12 protein-coding genes are annotated in these 18,636 nt (G+C 50.7%); 2 read left to right on the forward strand and 10 right to left on the reverse strand.

Features of this window, described 5'->3' with window-relative positions; translation table 11 throughout:
• Positions 1-41: 41 nt before the first annotated feature.
• The 6 genes from FSU_RS08165 to FSU_RS08190 all read right to left on the reverse strand — a co-directional run bounded on the left by FSU_RS08165 (position 42) and on the right by FSU_RS08190 (position 6,808).
• Positions 42-1,208 carry a ribose-phosphate diphosphokinase gene (locus tag FSU_RS08165; protein ID WP_014545977.1) on the reverse strand — a complete coding sequence of 389 codons (1,167 nt, stop codon included), beginning with the start codon at positions 1,206-1,208 and terminating at the stop codon, positions 42-44.
• A 176-nt stretch (positions 1,209-1,384) separates the two neighbouring features.
• Positions 1,385-2,809: a phosphopyruvate hydratase gene (gene eno / locus FSU_RS08170; protein WP_014545978.1), complete on the reverse strand. Its 1,425-nt coding sequence runs from the start codon at positions 2,807-2,809 to the stop codon at positions 1,385-1,387.
• Between the two features lie 191 nt (positions 2,810-3,000).
• Positions 3,001-3,732, reverse strand: coding sequence for a hypothetical protein (locus FSU_RS08175; protein ID WP_014545979.1), 732 nt, complete (start codon positions 3,730-3,732; stop codon positions 3,001-3,003).
• A complete protein-coding gene (locus tag FSU_RS08180; RefSeq protein ID WP_015731966.1) occupies positions 3,725-4,831 on the reverse strand; it encodes a hypothetical protein in 1,107 nt (368 codons plus the stop codon). Before FSU_RS08180 ends, FSU_RS08175 begins: the two co-directional genes overlap by 8 nt.
• 7 nt (positions 4,832-4,838) lie before the next feature.
• Positions 4,839-5,462, reverse strand: a complete 624-nt coding sequence (locus tag FSU_RS08185; protein WP_014545981.1) for a hypothetical protein — start codon at positions 5,460-5,462, stop codon at positions 4,839-4,841.
• 29 nt (positions 5,463-5,491) lie between these two features.
• A complete protein-coding gene (locus tag FSU_RS08190) occupies positions 5,492-6,808 on the reverse strand; it encodes a GntR family transcriptional regulator (RefSeq protein ID WP_014545982.1) in 1,317 nt (438 codons plus the stop codon).
• A gap of 165 nt (positions 6,809-6,973) precedes the next feature.
• Here FSU_RS08190 and FSU_RS08195 point away from each other — a divergent pair, with 165 nt between their 5' ends.
• Both FSU_RS08195 and FSU_RS08200 read left to right on the forward strand, forming a co-directional pair.
• Positions 6,974-8,083, forward strand: a complete 1,110-nt coding sequence (locus FSU_RS08195; RefSeq protein WP_244263596.1) for a glycoside hydrolase family 26 protein — start codon at positions 6,974-6,976, stop codon at positions 8,081-8,083.
• Positions 8,084-8,235: 152 nt separating this feature from the next.
• Complete coding sequence (locus FSU_RS08200) at positions 8,236-8,739, forward strand: glycosyl hydrolase (protein WP_014545984.1); 504 nt, start codon at positions 8,236-8,238, stop codon at positions 8,737-8,739.
• A gap of 174 nt (positions 8,740-8,913) precedes the next feature.
• On the opposite strand, the gene rpsG is transcribed toward FSU_RS08200, so the two are convergent.
• The 4 genes from rpsG to rpoB all read right to left on the reverse strand — a co-directional run bounded on the left by rpsG (position 8,914) and on the right by rpoB (position 18,587).
• A complete protein-coding gene (gene rpsG / locus FSU_RS08205) occupies positions 8,914-9,390 on the reverse strand; it encodes a 30S ribosomal protein S7 (protein WP_014545985.1) in 477 nt (158 codons plus the stop codon).
• A gap of 11 nt (positions 9,391-9,401) precedes the next feature.
• Positions 9,402-9,791 (reverse strand): 30S ribosomal protein S12, encoded by a 390-nt coding sequence (rpsL, locus tag FSU_RS08210; protein WP_015731968.1) that lies wholly within the window; start codon positions 9,789-9,791, stop codon positions 9,402-9,404.
• A gap of 67 nt (positions 9,792-9,858) precedes the next feature.
• Positions 9,859-14,295 carry a DNA-directed RNA polymerase subunit beta' gene (gene rpoC, locus FSU_RS08215; protein WP_014545986.1) on the reverse strand — a complete coding sequence of 1,479 codons (4,437 nt, stop codon included), beginning with the start codon at positions 14,293-14,295 and terminating at the stop codon, positions 9,859-9,861.
• A gap of 2 nt (positions 14,296-14,297) precedes the next feature.
• Complete coding sequence (rpoB, locus tag FSU_RS08220; protein ID WP_014545987.1) at positions 14,298-18,587, reverse strand: DNA-directed RNA polymerase subunit beta; 4,290 nt, start codon at positions 18,585-18,587, stop codon at positions 14,298-14,300.
• Between the last annotated feature and the right edge of the window lie 49 nt (positions 18,588-18,636).

Genomic DNA, 18,636 nt, shown 5'->3' on the forward strand with positions numbered 1-18,636 from the left:
GTCTTGCGGCATCCGGACTTTTTTTCCATATACAGACTCTATTAGAAGAATGCAGGCGGCCAACGCGGGTTCTTCGAGGACATATCAATCTTGTAGAAGTCCTTCTCGAAGCGGCCATCGTCCATGCCGTACATCTGCATCACGTGGCGAGCAATCCACTTGCCGAGCTTCAAGACAGTGAGCTTCTTCCTCAGGCGGCCCTGGCAGTCACGGTTCATGATATCCGGGAGCGTAGAGGTCGTGAGGATTTCATCGATAGCCGGGCTGTTGAGCTTTTCGCGGGCTTCGGCACTGGTGTGGAAGTGCGTAACACCGAAGCAGACGCGGTTCGGGTTGCCCTTCTTGATGTGTTCGCAGCACTGCACAATCGTCGTACCGGTACGGACCATGTCGTCGAACACGATCACGTCCTTGCCTTCGATTTCTTCGATGCTGATGTCGGAGAGTTCCGGGTTGAAGGTCATGGAAATTTCACGTTCGCCAGTACGGACCTTGTCCATAACGACGCGCTTGCATTCCGGGAGCTGGAGAGCGTCGAACACGGCGTTCATGAACGGGCGTGCGCCCTTGTCCGGGGAGACAATCACGAGATTGTTGCCGTCCTTACCGGTCTGGACAAAGTTGCTGTTCTTGATGTAGTGGGCGTAAACGTCCGTCGGGATCAAGTTGTGGAAGTTGCCTTCGAAAATTTCGTTGAAGAGGTTCTGCACCTTGATGCTGTGGTTGTGGCAGGTGACAACGGCATCGACACCAGCAGTCTTCAAAAGCTGGGCGTAAAGGAGGCTCGTGAATGCCTGGCCGTCGAACTTCTTGAGGTCAATGTCCGGGCGATCCTTTTCGAGTTCACCGATGCGGTGCGGGCCGCGGTCCTGGGCGCTGTAGAAGAGGTCCGGTTCAACCAAGACGACCTGTTCTGCACCGTTGTCCTTGGCGGCGCGAGCGAGGATGCAGTTACGCATGGCGTAGTCGTTACGGCTACGTTCATGGTTAGAAACAGAGCAAATCAAGACAATCTTGCCTTCCAGGCGTTTGCCGATATGTTCCAAGTCGTCCATATCCAGCATGTAGCGGGGGCAGAATTCGGAGTTGGCGAAAGTCTTCAGGGAGACCACGTCGGAGATATCTTCACGGAGACCGATGTACTGAGCCATGTCGATGGCAAACGGATCATCGGTAAAGTTGCCGGTCACGATAAAACGATCTGACATTTTCCTAGCCTTGATTTAAGGGTTGTTTTTGTGTTATTGCCAAATATAGTTAGAATCTATCCACGTTTCAAGTTTAAGGGCAAGAAAATCACCAAATGCAAAAAGCCCCGGCTTAACGCCGAGGCTCTTTTTAGATACTTTGTTCTAAAACGACAGTCGCAGTCGCGACGTTCGCCTTACTTGGACTTCTTGCAGCCCTTCTTGCAAGCAGCCTTGGCCGGGGCCTTAGCAGCCTTGCAGTTCTTGCGCGGATCGCCAGCGTAGACAGCAGCCTTGCCGAGTTCTTCTTCGATGCGGAGGAGGCGGTTGTACTTGCAGACGCGGTCCGTACGAGAGAGGGAACCAGTCTTGATCTGGCCAGCGGCAGTACCGACGGCGAGGTCAGCAATGAAGGTGTCTTCGGTTTCGCCAGAACGGTGAGAAACGATCGGAGCATAGCCTTCAACCTGAGCGCGCTTGATAGCAGCGAGGGTTTCAGAAACAGAACCGACCTGGTTCACCTTGATGAGGATAGCGTTAGCGATGCCAGCCTTGATGCCTTCGTCGAAGATGGTCGGGTTCGTAACGAACAGGTCGTCACCCACGAGGTTGATCTTGCCACCGAGCTTGTCGGTAAGAACCTTCCAACCTGCCCAGTCAGCTTCATCGAGACCGTCTTCAATGGAGAAGATGGAGTACTTGTCGATGAGCTTTTCATAGAGCTTGACCATGTCAGCAGACTTGACAGTCTTCTTGGTGCTCTTCTTGAACGTGTAGGTAACAGCCTTGGAGCCTTCCTTTTCAGTTTCCTTGTCGCAGAATTCGGAAGAAGCAACGTCAAGAGCGATCTTGATGTCCTTGCCGAAAACGTAACCAGCGTTTTCAGTAGCGGTCTTCAAAGCAGCGAGAGCCTTTTCGAGGGTCATCACGTCCTTGATTTCGTAACCGAACTTGTTCTTAGCCGGCTTGATAGCAACGCCCGGAGCAAAGCCACCTTCGTCACCAACCGTCGTATCGAAACCACCCTTCTTGAGGACAGCCTTAAGAGCGTGGAAGATTTCGGTCACCATCTGGAGACCCTTGGAGAAAGTCTTAGCGCCAACCGGAGCGATCATGAATTCCTGGAAGTCGATCGGAGCGGAAGAGTGAGCACCACCGTTGATCACGTTGCACATCGGGCACGGGAGGGTGAGCTTTTCAGTGCCATGGAGCTTAGCAATGTACTGGTAAAGCGGAAGGCCAGCATCCTTAGCAGCAGCAACGCAAACAGCCATGGAAACGCCGAGGATAGCGTTTGCACCGAGCGTGTTCTTGAGCATGCGGTTGCCGTCGAGTTCGATCATAGCGTCATCAACTTCAGTCTGCTTGGACGGATCCATGCCAACGATCTTCTTAGCGATCTTGGTGTTGACGTTCTTCACGGCAGTGAGAGTGCCCTTGCCGAGATAGGTCTTCTTGTCGCCGTCGCGGAGTTCGCAAGCTTCGCGTTCACCGGTGGAAGCACCACTCGGAACAGCTGCGTGACCAACGATACCGTTGTCAAGAGTGACATCGACTTCGAGAGACGGATTGCCACGGGAATCCAAAATCTGACGAGCCCAAACTTTAGCGATTTTAGCCATTTTATTAACCTTCTGTTAAAGTGAAAATTTTTTGTGCTTTAAATATAAAAAAGTAGGAAGTTTGCAGTAGACAGTAAGAAGAAAAAATGTGAAGATTTCGTTGTTAGCGATTAGTCATTGGTCATTAGTTGTTAGTCATTAGTTAATGTTTCTTCGTCATCCTGACGACCAAAGGAAGGATCCAGTGATTTTTACTTATGACCGCCGAAAATTCCTAACTGTACGAACGCTCCAAAAAGAAAGCGTTGGTTCGTAATTTCAACATGGCCTCCTAAATCAAGGTAAGCACTTTTTGACAATACAAACCTTACTCCCATTGCTTGCGACCAGCCAAATTCCCAACCATACGACGAACTTAAACCACTAAATAAGTAATCCACAAAATGATGCGTTTCAAACAATCCTATTCTAGCATTTTCCGTTAATGACAAATACGTATTACCATTTACAACAGATGCCAATACAACCCAAAAAGATTCAAACGTCTCCGTACGTCCCATTAAAGATATTAAGAGCATGAACAAACAATCATCTGAAATAAAGCCTCGTTGAAAATCTATATCAAGATATCCAAAAGCAAAACCAAAACTAATCCATTTATTTTTAAACAGCTCATGAGGATTTTCTCTTCCTCCAAACAATCTAAGTTGCAATATAGTCGGTCCCGCATAAGCAGCCTCAATTGTAAACCCCGATGGATAATAAGGATTAATTACATCTACAGAATCTAAATTTTGAGATATCCCCGCATCAACACTTTCAACTTTATTCGTATTGACAATGGTGTTTGTATCAACATCATTCGCTAAGGATATTTTCGAAAGCGAATCAGTCACCAACGAGTCCTGCAAATCCAGCGCAGGTTCCAGCGCAAAAACTGGCGCCGTGAGCATCAAAACAATTATTACAAGTAAACTACGCATGCTTTAAAAATCCGCTTGAATCTACACATCCACGCTTAAGCATTACCAATTCCCATTTTCCGTTTTTCTTGGATAAATAGTAACACCTTCCTAAATCACCCTCTTCCCCTACACTCAATATTACCATATCATGAGTTTTGTTGAACAAGGCACTTCGCATGATCGGAAACGAATCGAAATGAAAACCGTTTCCCCAAAGAAGCGGCACGACAGAAATCATCGGATACCAGAAAGGGTATTTTCCTAAAAAGAAAGTATATGAATATATCTCTTGGCGAGACACACGAACCTTCGTTTTCATAAAATTCTTCAACAAAGTATGATATTCCTTGTTTAGAACAAGAATCTGTTGGCCCATCGGTGTTTTGCTTAAGCAAGCTGATTTCGTTTCTTTCCATGCGTCTAGCTTTATACGATGCCGATCAATTTTATCCAATTCATTCATATCAGAAGCAGAAGTATCAACATAAAACACCTGCATAGTTTGGACAAAATAATTAACAGTATGTACACTACTAGAATCTTCTTTCATGCCGGATATAGCCTCTTCAAGCGGAACACTCCAAATCTCAGCGTTCTCGGCGCTATCCCGTTGATTTTGAACAGCCCGCATTGAATCCGGATTTTCTCTACGCCTTTCTAAATCATCAAGAATATCATCAATACCAAACAGCTTAACTTTCTGCATCTTTTCATATAAAAACGCCTGAAGAGAATCCCGTTTTTCCCTATTAAGAATATAATGATACTTACGCTTAGCATCAAACTCCATTACAACTTTATAAATTTCGCGTAATTCAGCCGCCAAAGAATCATCCGGCGCAACCGTCCCACAAAGAGAATCCGAAGTCAATTTCCATCTCGCAAAAAAGTGGTCCCTGTAATCGTCCATGGAATCGCGCAGCAGAGTATCATTCGCCGCCTTATACTGCTCGTAAAATTTATACGCACGCGTAAGGACCGTATCCAAAGGCAGTCCTTTTAACGCCTCAAAGCGTTTTGCTTTTCGTACTTCATCTTCATTGGACTGCGAACACCCGACAAGGAACAACGCTATCAATAAAAACGGCAGCCAACACAATTTCAAAAATTTCATCATTTAACGCCTAGTACGTCTTATGGCTCTTCACAATATCCAACAAAATTTTTTCGATATCCGTCTCGCGATTTTTTTGGTTGACTTCAACCGTGAAATAGTTTTTGTTCTTTGTCATGAGCACCGCGTACGCAACGCTGTACGAGCCGTTTGAAGTCACCATCCAAGCAAACGCATCGTCATCCTGCCTTTCGAATTTCGTCTCGCTATACTGAATCGGCTTATCAGAATTTTCAGCTTTAGTCATCGTCTTGTAATGATCGAAAAGCCCCACGAGAATCAACGAATCCGACTGACCAAAATCCACACCGCTTTCGGTTTCAAGACTTTCGAACAAGCTCTTAGTCTGACCATCAATCGCCACCTTCACATACGAATCAGCCGCACCTTCTGCAAGCTCTATCCGCGTATTTACACCTTCCTTCTTTTGAATTTTAAGAGGCACCCATTCAGCAGACGGGAGTTCAAAAGTGAGCGGTTCAGGATACGGGACATCCAATTTAAACACCGGGCTCCCCGTCCAAAAAGACGTTGTCTTATGAAGAATGATATCGTTATGGTTCTTGGCACAACCGCCAAGGAACAGCAACGAAGCTGAAAATAGAAGTACGATGGATTTCTTTATGGTTTTCATGATTAAAAATTCCTTTATAAAAAAATACTTTATTTCTCTACAACATGTCCCGATAGCTCACGGAAATCGCCTTTTTTATACAAGGTAATACCCGGCGAAACCAAGTGAAACACAGACTGTTCAGCAAGCGTTTCCACGTTGAACTCGAAAGAATCCAGGCGGTTGCGGTAGCTGTCCGTAGAGTTATCAAACGAAACCATGTAAGGCGGGCGTGGAATCTTGCCCTGGTTCGCAAGCGAAACAAGCTCAACTCCGACCCTGTCGTTAGAAACAACCCACGCATCCACAGGCGGGATTTTTTTCACGAGCGACATTAAAATTTGTCTATAACGGGCATGTGCACGCGGTTCCTGCATAAAGTCATAAGGGCTCGCATGCGATGCATCAGTCGCCTCGAACACTTCAAGTCCCACATTCTTGAGACCTTTCAAGCGGTCCCTCGACCACATGCTCATGTGATACGGAGAAACAAAGGCTATCCGCGTCAAGCCTTTTTTCTTCAGAAAACGCCCGACAATGCGTCCCGGGAACTCACCAAAGGCGAGGTTGAAAAACGCAAATCGCTTTTCTTTTTTCAACGCACGCGGAATGTCGTACAGCGGATGTTCCCACCACACTGCCACAGGGAAGCGCGTCGTCGCAAGCTTTGTAAATAACTTATTGATATTGAACACAAGCATCGTCGAGACAATCGCGCCAAAACATTCACGGCAATCTTCAAGCCTGATGCGGTTGCCGTTTGCATCCAAAAATGCGCCCTCTTCTTCGTAATAGCCAAGCGCCTTGACATTTAAGTTATTGCGATGCGCCTCCACATAGACTTTCTGCATAAACGAAAGTTCACGTTCGCCAAGGCAATTAAAATCCCCGTTAGGGTCACAACGCATGATCAGGAGAATTTCCGTCGTTTCAGAAGTCACCCGTGCACTAGCAAAATAATATCGCCCTTGCCCCTTGCGTTCTAGAGTCCCTTTCGCACGGAGCTGCTCCAGCGTACGCCGCATTGTCCCCAAAGTAGTCGCATAAGACAGACACATGTCCTTGATTGATGGAAGCGGATTATCGACCGAAATTTTTCCCGATTTCCAAGCATCCAACAATAAACGCTCTACGCGTTCTGTTTCGTACTCGCGTGCAGAGGCCTCGATTTTAGGCTTCGTTCCCCAAAAAAATCCATTGCCATGTTCCGCATAAATTTTCCCTTGAGAGGCAAGCTTCTTGTATGCACGGAAAACGGTGAACGTCGACGCCCCCGAAGATGCAGCCACCTCGCGCACGGACGGGAGCCGGTCTCCATCCTTGAAATTAGACGATCCAATCCACTTGCAAAAATCTTCGACTGTCATGGTGAACCTCAATATAACACTAGATACACTATAACACGAACATACAAAAATTTCAACTACAGGGAACGCCTAGTAACCTAATTTAAGTAAGGAAACAAAATACAATCTTTGAATATCGAGGCTACTATGTTCAAATCACTACTCTTCACATTAGGGATCTTGCCTATGACTGCTTTAGCATTCCAAATCGGCGCCTGGGTCGGTGGCCCCGGCCAATACCCGCAGCCCACTCAAGAAAACGTGCAGGCATTCCAAGATTTGCAGGGCTCGCATATCGACCTCATCAGTTACTTTGCGCTCTTCGACATCAACGATTGGAACGCAACCGAAGAGTACGCAAACGTCGCGAAAGACAACGGCTCCACGCTTGTGGTGACCTGGATGGCAAACGGCTACAACGCGCAAGATTTGGTGGACGGCAAGGCCGACGAATATATCCGCGACTACGCCAAGGGTGTTAAAGGCTATGGCGAAGAAATCTGGCTCAGGCCGCTCCACGAAGCGAACGGCGACTGGTACGACTGGGGTGTAGGCAAGGCAGGCGCCGGCAACACCGATGCAAACGTCGCCGAAGCATTCCGTCATATCGTAAAAATTTTCAAAGAAGAAGGCGTTACGAACGTCAAATGGGTCTGGACAACGAACGCTTCGAACTCAGGAAAGGGTTCCACGCTTACGGGCAACTACCCTGGCGACGAATACGTCGACTACATCTCCATCGACGGCTACAACTGGGGCAAATGCCAGAGTTGGTCTAGCTGGCAGACGTTCTCGCAGGTTTTCAAGAAAGCATACGACGCACTCGCTAAAATCAACAAGCCGCTTTTCATCGCAGAAATTTCGAGTTCCGAACTTGGCGGCAGCAAGGCTGAATGGATTACCGACATGTTTGAGCACTTCGCGACCGACTTCTCCCGCGTTTTCGCGGTGATGTGGTTCAGCCAGAGCAAGGAAGATAACGAAGGCGACTGGGCGCTCAACACTTCACAGGCTGCAGTTGATGCATGGAAAGCAGGCATCGCGAAGATGAAGGCCATGGACAGCAGCACCTCCATCAAACCAGCCGGGAGGGCCGCCCGCAGCTCCTTTCGCCTGCAAGACGGCAAGCTCTACATGCAGAGCGACAAAGCATTAAAGGCAAGCGTCGTGCAGTTTGACTATCAGGGACGTGTCCTGTGGCAGAGCCCGGTGCAGCACTTTACCGCGGGAGTGCACGCTATCGACGCCCCCAAGACAAGCACGCGAAGCATTTACAAGTTATCCGTGAAGCGTTAAACAAAACTTATTCATAAAACTCCTTGGACAACCCCCATTCTAGCTCCTTCAAAACGCTAGAGTGGGGATTTTTTATTCCTACTAAGCTTCTCCAAACGGAATACCCATAATCGCCGCTTCATGGAATCAATCAGAGCCGAGTTTTTGACCGATTGAAACGGCTCTTAGAATTTGTATGCACGCAAAAGGGAACATCACCAATAATTCTGATTTTCCGCGAAGAAAACGTGAAGAATGTCAAGTGGGTATGGACCACGAATGTCACGAACCACGGCGAAGGCGCCACGCTCACGGGCAACTATCCCGGCGACGATTTTGTGGACTACATCTCCATTGACGGTTACAACTGGGGCAAGAGTCAAAGCTGGTCCAGCTGGAAGTCCTTTGCACAAGTCTTCGACGATGCCTACAAGGCTCTCGCAAATATAAACAAGCCGCTCTTCATTGCCGAAATCTCCAGTTCCGAAAAAGGTGGAAGCAAGGCCGAATGGATCGCCGACATGTTTGAGCATTTCCGCACCGACTACTCACGCGTATTTGCCGTGATGTGGTTCAGCCAAAGCAAGGACTACGAAGGCGACTGGGCGCTCAACACCTCAAAGGCAGCCGTTGACGCCTGGAAAGCAGGCATTGCGAAGATGAAGAAGTGCAAATAGCGCTCAATCAAGTTTTCTCCTTGAAACCTCCTCATTTCAAATTCGTCTCTAGCAATAGAGCGAAAACGGAATGAGGAGTTTTTTCATTTAAGCCAAAACAGCTATAAAAGCAGAAAAGGTCTCGCTGTAAAGCGAGACCCTTCTCTAGGATAATTCTGTGCTTGCGCGCAAGAATTAGAAACGGAAGTGAGCGAAAGCCTTGTTGGCTTCGGCCATCTTGTGCGTATCGTTCTTCTTGCGGACTGCGTTGCCTTCGCTGTTCTTAGCGGCAACGAGTTCTGCAGCAAGGCGTTCTGCCATGTTGGCTTCGTTGCGGTTACGAGCTGCATCGAGGAGCCAGCGGAGAGCGAGAGCCTTGGCGCGATCCGGAGCAACTTCCATCGGGACCTGGTAGTTTGCACCACCAACGCGACGGGACTTGACTTCGACACGCGGCTTGATGTTTTCAAGGCAGAGTTCGAACTTTTCGAGCGGGGTTTCCTTGCCTTCGACCTTCTTGTCGAGCATGTCGAGAGCGGTGTAGACGATCTGTTCAGCGATGGTCTTCTTACCCTGCTTGAGCACGACACCGACGAGTTCGGTGACGAGCGTGGAGTGGAAACGCGGATCCGGGAGGATGGAGCGATGGAGAGCCTTTCTTCTTCTAGACATAGATTACTTCCTTACTTCTTGGCCGGAGCGGCACCTTTTTTCTTAACACCGTACTTGGAGCGGCCGTTCTGACGGCCGTTGACTGCCTGGGTATCGAGCGTACCACGGATGATGTGGTAACGAACACCCGGAACGTCCTTCACACGACCACCGCGGATGAGCACGATGGAGTGTTCCTGGAGGTTGTGGCCTTCACCCGGGATGTAAGCGGTAACTTCCATCTTGTTGGAAAGGCGCACACGGGCAATCTTACGAAGAGCGGAGTTCGGCTTCTTCGGGGTGCTGGTGTAAACACGGGTGCAAACGCCGCGCTTCTGGGGGCAGGACTTCAAAGCTACGGAAGCGGTCCTGTTGCTGATCTGTTCACGTCCGTTGCGGACGAGCTGTTGAATAGTTGGCACTGTTTAATCTCCTAGATTTTGGAGTGCAAATATAGTTTTATTTCCAAATATTTCAAGTACTTAGCTGTTAATTATCTGAATCTTCCTCGTCAGAAGCACCGATTTCGTTATCCTGCATCTGGATTCCGGTACCGGTTTCATAATTTTCAGCCGGAGCACTCTGCACACGACGTTCTTCCATTTCATCGGCATCGGCATCAATCACTTGGACGTTCCTCAAGTGACGGGCGCCAGTACCGCACGGAATAAGTCGACCCATAATCACGTTTTCCTTAAGACCCATGAGCGGATCCACGCAGCCTTCGATGGAGGCGCGAGTAAGGATTTTTTGGGTTTCCTGGAAGGAAGCTGCAGAGATGAAGCTGTCCGTTGCCAAGGAAGCCTTAGTGATACCAAGGAGCATCGGTTGATACTTAGCTTCGTCCTTACCGAGAGCGCGCAGACGTTCGTTTTCGGTACGGAGACGGATCTTGGAAATTTCTTCGCCTGGCAAGAATTCGGATTCACCCGGATCTGTAATGCGGACCTTGCGCATCATCTGACGAACGATACATTCGATGTGCTTATCTGCAATAGCCACACCTTGCAAGCGGTAAACCGCCTGAATTTCGTTCACCAAGTGGCGCTGCACATCCTCGGGTCCGAGAACGTCGAGGATATCGTGCGGGTCCACACTGCCTTCGCTGATCTTCTGACCAGCACGGACACGGTCACCGTCATTGACCGCCAGATGGATACCACGCGGAACCAGCACTTTCACTTCGTTGCCATCCATCTGCTGAATAATAACTTCTTGGTTGTTGCGCACTTCGTTACCGTACTTGACGAGACCGTCAACCGGTGCGATGAATGCCTTGTTCTTCGGAACGCGAGCTTCGAAGAGTTCAGCGACGCGCGGAAGACCACCGGTAATATCGCGGGTCTTACCAGCTGCACGCGGAAGCTTTGCGATAACCTGACCGGAAGTAACGCGGTCACCCTGATGCACGGCGAGGATAGCGCCGTCAGGCAACATAAAGTGGCCAACCTTTTCGCCACGGTCGTCGTTGATGACGATGACCGGACGCAATTGGTTCTTACCGTGCTGCTTGTCGCTAATGACGATCCACGTTTCGACGTCGGTCATTTCATCGCGTTCAATACGGTAAGTTCTGTTTTCAATAAGATTGCTAAATGCGATCGTACCGGAAACGTTCGTGATAATCGGGCTGTTATACGGATCCCATTCGAACATGCTTTCGCCCTTCTTGACGGTAGCATTGTTTTCGACGTGCAAGATTGCACCATACGGAATCTGGTAACGACCCTTGTTAATGCCGGTCGTATCGAAAATAACGAGTTCGCCCATACGGGAGACGACAACCTTCTGGCCTTCATGGTCGACAGTTTCGACCTGTTCGAGTTCGATGTGGCCATCGACTGTAGCCTTCTTGTCGCTTTCAACCGTCAAACGGGAAGAAGCACCACCGATATGGAACGTACGGAGGGTAAGCTGCGTACCCGGTTCACCGATGGACTGTGCAGCAAGCACGCCAACAGCTTCGCCGAGGTCAACCGGACGACCGGAAGCAAGCATACGGCCGTAGCACTTGGCGCAGACACCAGTCTTGGAGTCGCAAGTGAGCACGGAGCGCATCTTGATGTGTTCAAGACCCGTAGCGGAAATCTTCGGGAGGTCACGTTCAGTGACGAGTTCGCCAGCCTTGACGATCACTTCGCCCGTCACCGGGTGCTTGATGTCATCGACCGGAGCGCGACCGAGGAGACGTTCTTCAAGAGGAATGACAGTATCGTCACCGTCCTTGAATGCGGAAACTTCGATACCGTTCGTCGTACCGCAGTCCGGTTCGGTAATCACGAGGTCCTGGCCCACGTCCACGAGACGACGGGTAAGGTAACCAGCGTCAGCCGTCTTAAGAGCGGTATCAGCAAGACCCTTACGAGCACCGTGAGACGAAATGAAGTATTCCATCACGTTCAAGCCTTCACGGAAGCAGGACTTAATCGGGTTTTCAATAACTTCCTGACCACCGAGCTGCTTGATCGGCTTCTGCATCAAACCACGCATACCGGACAGCTGCTTAATCTGTTCACGGCTACCACGAGCGCCGGAGTCAGCCATCATGTAGACCGGGTTGAAACCGTCACGGTCGTGAGAGAGCAAGTCCCACTGCTTGGCAGCGACATCGGACGTCGTCTTGGACCACACGTCAATCGTCTGGTTATAACGTTCACCGTCAGTAATGACACCGTCTTCATAAAGGGCGCGAATCTTGGAAACCTGTTCGGCAGCCTTGTCGAGCATTTCCTGCTTTTCCTTCGGGATCACCATTTCAGCGATTGCCACAGAGGAACCAGCGCGCGTTGCCCACTTATAACCGTTAGCCTTGAGGTCGTCGAGGTAGTCAACGGTCACGCGGTTACCGGTACGACGATAGAGGTCGTCAATGGACTTTGCAATCACCTTCTTGCCGAAGGTTTCATTGGCGTAGCCAAGAGCGTTCGGGACAAATTCGTTGAAGATGATACGGCCGACAGTCGTCTTGATGACGTTGTCTTCCTTAAGGGTAAGGAACTTAATCTTTTCGCCAGCTTTGACCTGGACTTCAAGATTGCCATTGTCATCAGCCATTTCGCGGATGCAGGTGCAATCCTTTTCGAGAGCGCCCATATAGATCTTGCGACCTGCCGGGAGCTTCAAGTAAACATTGGCGTTCAAATCCACGACGTCGTTTTCGTAAGCGCGAACGGCTTCGGCCGGGTCGTAGAAGTGCATGCCTTCACCCTTGCGGTTCGGACGCGGCTTGGTGAGGTAGTAGAGCCCTAGCACGATGTCCTGGCCCGGCACAGCGATCGGCTGACCTGAAGCCGGGTGAAGAATGTTGTTCGAAGAAAGCATCAACACGCGGCATTCGAGCTGAGTTTCGAAGCTAAGCGGAAGATGGCAAGCCATCTGGTCACCGTCGAAGTCAGCGTTGAATGCTGTACAGACGAGCGGATGGAGGCGAATCGCGTTACCTTCGATGAGCTTCGGATAGAAGGCCTGGATACCCAAGCGGTGAAGCGTCGGAGCGCGGTTCAACATGACCGGGTGGTCTTCAATAATCTGTTCGAGAATGTCCCAGACTTCAGGACGTTCTGCGTCAACGTACTTCTTAGCAGACTTGAGCGTGTAGACAATGCCTTCTTCTTCCAAGCGCTGGATGATGAACGGCTTGTAAAGTTCAAGAGCCATGCGCTTCGGGAGACCGCACTGGTGCATGCGAAGTTCCGGTCCCACGACAATCACGGAACGGCCGGAATAGTCAACACGCTTACCGAGCAAGTTCATACGGAAGCGGCCCTGCTTACCCTTGAGGAGTTCAGCGAGGCTCTTGAGCGGACGTGCAGAACCTGCACGAGCGGTGCGGCGGCCGCTATCGAACAGCTGGTCGACAGCTTCCTGGAGCATACGCTTTTCGTTGCAGAGAATCACGTTAGGGGCACGGATGTCAATCAACTTTTTCAAGCGGTTGTTGCGGTTGATGACACGGCGATAGAGTTCGTTCAAGTCGGAGGTAGCAAAGCGGCCACCTTCGAGCGGTACGAGCGGACGAAGATCAGGCGGGATAACCGGAAGGACGTCAAGGATCATCCAGGACGGCTGGTTAGCGAGCAAGCGAGCTTCGTTCGGATACTTGTGGCGGAATTCTTCGTAGGCGTCGGCAAGCACAAAGTCGGAGTGCTTGGCTTCGTAGTCTACCTTGAATTCGGCAACAGCTTCGGCAAGACCCTTGAGCCAGGCCTTGCTTGCGTCGCGGGCCGGATCCGGATTCTTGTAGTAGCTGCGGAAGCTTTCCATCTGGGACTTCTTGAAGGCTTCGACGACCTTGAGGCGCTTCACAGCGTCGTCCTGCTTGGTCTTGGACTTGGAAGTAGCCTGCAAGCGGAGTTCTTCGGAGAGCTTGGTCAAGTCGACGCGGTCGAGCAACTGCTTGATAGCAGATGCGCCCATCTTGGCTTCAAATTCACGGCCTTCGGCAACGAGGTCCTGATACTGAGCTTCGTCGATCAGGGAGTTCGGTTCGAGGTCGGTCGTACCCGGATCAATCACCACGTACTTTTCGTAGTAGATGATATGGTCGAGGTCCTTAGTATTGAGATTGAGGAGTGCACCGATGACGCACGGCTGGTTACGGACGAACCAGGTGTGGGTCAGAGGGATAGCAAGTTCGATGTGGCCCATGCGTTCGCGACGGACCTTGGAGTGAGTCACTTCAACGCCGCAACGGTCACAGATGACGCCCTTGTAGCGGATGCGCTTGAACTTACCGCAGTTGCATTCCCAGTTCTTAACCGGTCCAAAGATCTTTTCGCAGAAAAGACCATCCTTTTCAGGCTTGAAGGAACGGTAGTTAATCGTTTCCGGCTTTGTCACTTCGCCATAGGACCAGTAACGGATCAGGTCCGGAGAGGCGAGATGAATAGAAATGTCGCCAAACTGTTCAGTCATTTCTTCAGCCATAATTACTTGTCTCCAGTGGTCTCGATATCAAGACCCAAAGAATGAACTTCGCGAATCATAACATTGAAGGATTCAGGGATACCCGGCTTCGGAGTATTCTGACCCTTGACAATGGCGTCATAGACCTTGGAACGGCCCTGCACATCGTCAGACTTGACGGTGAGGAGTTCCTGCAACGTATAAGCGGCACCGTAAGCTTCCATAGCCCACACTTCCATTTCACCGAAGCGCTGGCCACCGAACTGGCTCTTACCGCCAAGCGGCTGCTGCGTCACGAGAGCGTAGCTACCGATAGAACGTGCGTGGATCTTGTCATCGACCAAGTGACCGAGCTTGAGGTAGTACATGTAACCGATGGTCACCGGGTTCAGGAGGGCTTCACCGGTCTTACCGTCGTAAAGCTTGGCCTTACCGATAATCTTGTTGTTATCCGGATCCATTTCGTAGTTCACGATCGGGTTCTTCTGGTAAGCCTTTTCGAGTTCCTTGCAGATATCTTCGAACTTGGCACCGTCAAACACAGGAGTCGTCACCTTGAAGCCGAGAGTCTTTGCAGCCCAGCCCAAGTGAACTTCAAGCACCTGACCGATGTTCATACGAGAAGGCACGCCCAGCGGGTTCAGAAGAATCTGGAGCGGACGACCGTCTTCAGTGAACGGCATGTCTTCGACCGGAACGATTCTCGAGACGACACCCTTGTTACCGTGGCGACCTGCCATCTTGTCACCGATGGAGAGGCAACGCTTCTTGGCGATGTACACCTTGACGCTCTTAAGAACGCCCGGCTTGAGTTCGTCACCCTTCGTGACCTTGTCGATTTCCTTTTCCATCGTACGGGTAAGGGTATCGAGGTTGTCGCGGGCAACGAGAACGAGAGAGAGCACCTTGTCCTGAAGGTCATCGTCATCCACAACGAATGTGGAGAGCGGAGAAACCTTCGTCACGTCAATGAGTCTGAGGTTCTGTTCGTTATAAGTCTGACCTTCGCGGATCAAAAGTTCGTGAGTTTCGTTGTCCATCACCTTGCCAGCAGACTTGCCTGCGAGGAGGTCGAACAAGTGTTCACGGCATGCATCCTTGATGCGGTCGATCTGGCTCTGGAAATTCTGACGAATTTCTTCGATCGTTTCCTGATCCTTTTCCTTGCTCTTCTTGTCGGCCTTGTCCTTCTTGCTGAAGATACGGGTTTCGAGCACGACGCCCTTCATTCCCGGAGGAGCCTTGAGGGAAGAGTCACGCACATCGCCGGCCTTTTCGCCGAAGATGGCACGGAGCAAACGTTCTTCCGGAGTGAGTTCGGTTTCGCCCTTCGGGGTAACCTTACCGACGAGGATATCGTCCGGACCGACTTCAGCACCGACGCGGATCACGCCGTTTTCGTCGAGGTTGCGGAGAGCGTCTTCACCGACGTTCGGAATTTCACGAGTCAATTCTTCCGGACCGCGCTTGGTGTCGCGGACTTCCATTTCGTATTCTTCGATATGGATAGAAGTGAACGTGTCCTTGATGGCAAGTTCTTCGGAGATAATGACAGCGTCTTCGTAGTTATAACCGTTCCACGGGAGGAAGCCGATGAGGATATTCTTACCGAGAGCGAGTTCGCCGTGGTCAGTAGAAACACCGTCAGCCAAGACGTCGCCGACCTCCACGAAGTCGCCAACGTTCACGATCGGCTTCTGGTTGATGCAGGAATCCTGGTTAGAACGTTCAAACTTGCGGAGCGTGTATTCGTCAATCGGATCCTTGCCGAGGAATTCATAGTTTTCGCCAAGGCCAGTGAGCGGTTCAAATACGCCGTTCACCATCTTGCCGCGCTGCACAGTGATGTTGCGAGCGTCAACAAACGTGACCTTACCGTCGTGCTTTGCACGGACAACCGTACCCGAGTCGAGAGCGGCGCGGCGTTCGAGACCAGTACCCACGACCGGAGCTTCGGCGCGGAGCAGAGGCACAGCCTGGCGCTGCATGTTAGAACCCATCAATGCACGGTTAGCGTCATCGTGTTCAAGGAACGGGATAAGACCAGCAGCCACAGACACAATCTGCATCGGGGCCACGTCCATGAGGTCGATACGTTCAGTTTCGGTGTCGCCGATGGCGATGGAATCCTGCTTCATCAAGTGCGGGTATTCGCTCTTGTCGCGGACGATGACGTAGCCGTCCATGTCGCCCTTGAAGCGGTTGTTTTCGTCAAGTTCGGTAGAAGCCGGAGCGACCTTGAAGGAGTCTTCTTCGTCTGCAGTGAGGTAGCTGATGTAGTCGGAAACGATCTGTTCCACGACGTCGCCCACCTGCACGTAGTCCGGAGTGCCGTCGAAATCATCGAGAGCAAAGCCGTTCTTGCTGTAAGAAACGTTACCGTCGGCATCCTTGAGCTGGAACACCTTGTTCACGAAGCCTTCGAACAATTCGCGCTGGCGGTTGTCGAGGTTCAGGCGGACAGTGTCGATTTCCTTCTGGGTGAGTTCAAGTTCCACGAAGAGGTGCGGATCATGAACGAAACCCTTGAAGATGCCGAAATGCCACTTTTCTTCCGGGAAGTAGCACTTGTTGCCCTGAGCGTCCTTGAATTCAACGAGACCCACAATACGGTACGGGGTTTCGATGAAGCCGAAGTGGTTCACCACGGCGTAAGATGCGAGGGAGTTGATAAGACCGATGTTCGGACCTTCCGGAGTTTCAATCGGGCAGAGACGGCCATAGTGCGTGTAGTGAACGTCACGGACTTCGAAGCCTGCACGTTCACGGGTAAGACCACCAGGACCGAGAGCGGAGAGACGACGCTTGTGAGTAAGTTCAGAAAGCGGGTTCATCTGGTCCATGAACTGGGACAACTGGCTCTGGCCAAAGAATGCCTGGACGACAGTGGAGACCATGCGAGTATTCACGAGTTCGCGCGGAGTCGTCTGTTCTTCTTCGGAATGGAGAGAAAGGTTTTCGCGGATGACGCGAGACATACGGGAGAGGCCGACGGAAATCTGACCGGCAAGGAGTTCGCCCACGGAACGTGTACGACGGTTGCCCAAGTGGTCGATATCGTCAAGAGTGTAGCCTTCGTCGCCGTTGAAGAGGCCGACCATGTATTCGATGATAGCGAGGAAGTCAGTCTTGCTCATCGTCATCTGGGTCACAGACGGCATCTTGAATTCGTTGACGCGGTCGAAGCGTTCAGCAACTTCCTTAACCTTGGCAAGAATAGCAGCGGTGTAAACCTTAGCGTTCAAGCGGTAACGACCGACTTCGCCAAGATCGTACTTGTGCGGGTCGTTGAGGAAGAGTTCGTCGAAGTAGCGTTCGGCGGTCTGGAGGTTCGGAGCTTCTTCCTGCTGCTGGTGGGTCACAGAGTAGACAGCCTTGAGGGCGTCTTCGCGGGACTTCGTCTTGTCGGCAGCGAGCGTGTAGTGGATGAGGAGGTTGTCTTCTTCCTTGGAAAGCACGGTGATCTTTTCGACACTGCTTTCGCGGAGGCGTTCGAGCTTCTTGTCGTCGATGACAGTGTTAGCTTCGAGGATGATTTCACCCGTTTCTTCGTCAACGACATCATTGAAGATGATGCGGTTGATGAGGGTGCAGACACCTTCCTTGTCAAAGTCATTGAATGCGGCATCGTCGAGAACGATTTCGTCAGTCTTCTTGTAGAAGAGGTTCAGGATGTCCTGAGTCGTTTCGAAGCCGATGCAGCGAAGCATGGCGGTAGCGGCGATCTTCTTCTTGCGGTCGATGATGAGGTAAAGGATGTCGCCTTCGGTGTTGAATTCAACCCATGCGCCGCGGTGCGGAATAATACGGCTCTTGTAGTCGGAGCGGCCGTTAGGTTGCATTTCTTCGTCAAAGCTCACACCAGGAGAACGGTGCAACTGCGAAACGACGACGCGTTCGGCGCCGTTAATGATAAACGTTCCGTTCTCGGTCATGATAGGAAGGTCGCAAACCAAGACATCGTTCTTGATTTCTTCCTTGAGCTTGCTTTCTTCTCCGTCCTTTTCGAACACCTGGAGGGAGAGAGTTGCAAAAAGTTCCATGGAATACGTGAGACCGCGCTCACGGCATTCGGGGATGCTGTATTTCGGGATGCCGAAATAATATCCTTCATACTTCAAGGAATACAGATCCTTGTCATCGGTGATCGGGAAGATATCGCGGAACACGCGTTCAAGCCCGACGTTCATCCTTTTTTCTTGCGGAATGTCCTTTTGAAGGAATTGCTCGTACGAAGCCTTCTGGACTTCGATCAGGTACGGGAGTTCCAGGTGGAACTTGTTGGAGGAATAAGACTTTCGCTCCGTCGTCATTAGAAATACCTCATCCGGTGAAGAGCCTAATAATAGTCAAAAAACACCA

Source organism: Fibrobacter succinogenes subsp. succinogenes S85 (genome assembly GCF_000146505.1).
Lineage (GTDB): Bacteria > Fibrobacterota > Fibrobacteria > Fibrobacterales > Fibrobacteraceae > Fibrobacter > Fibrobacter succinogenes.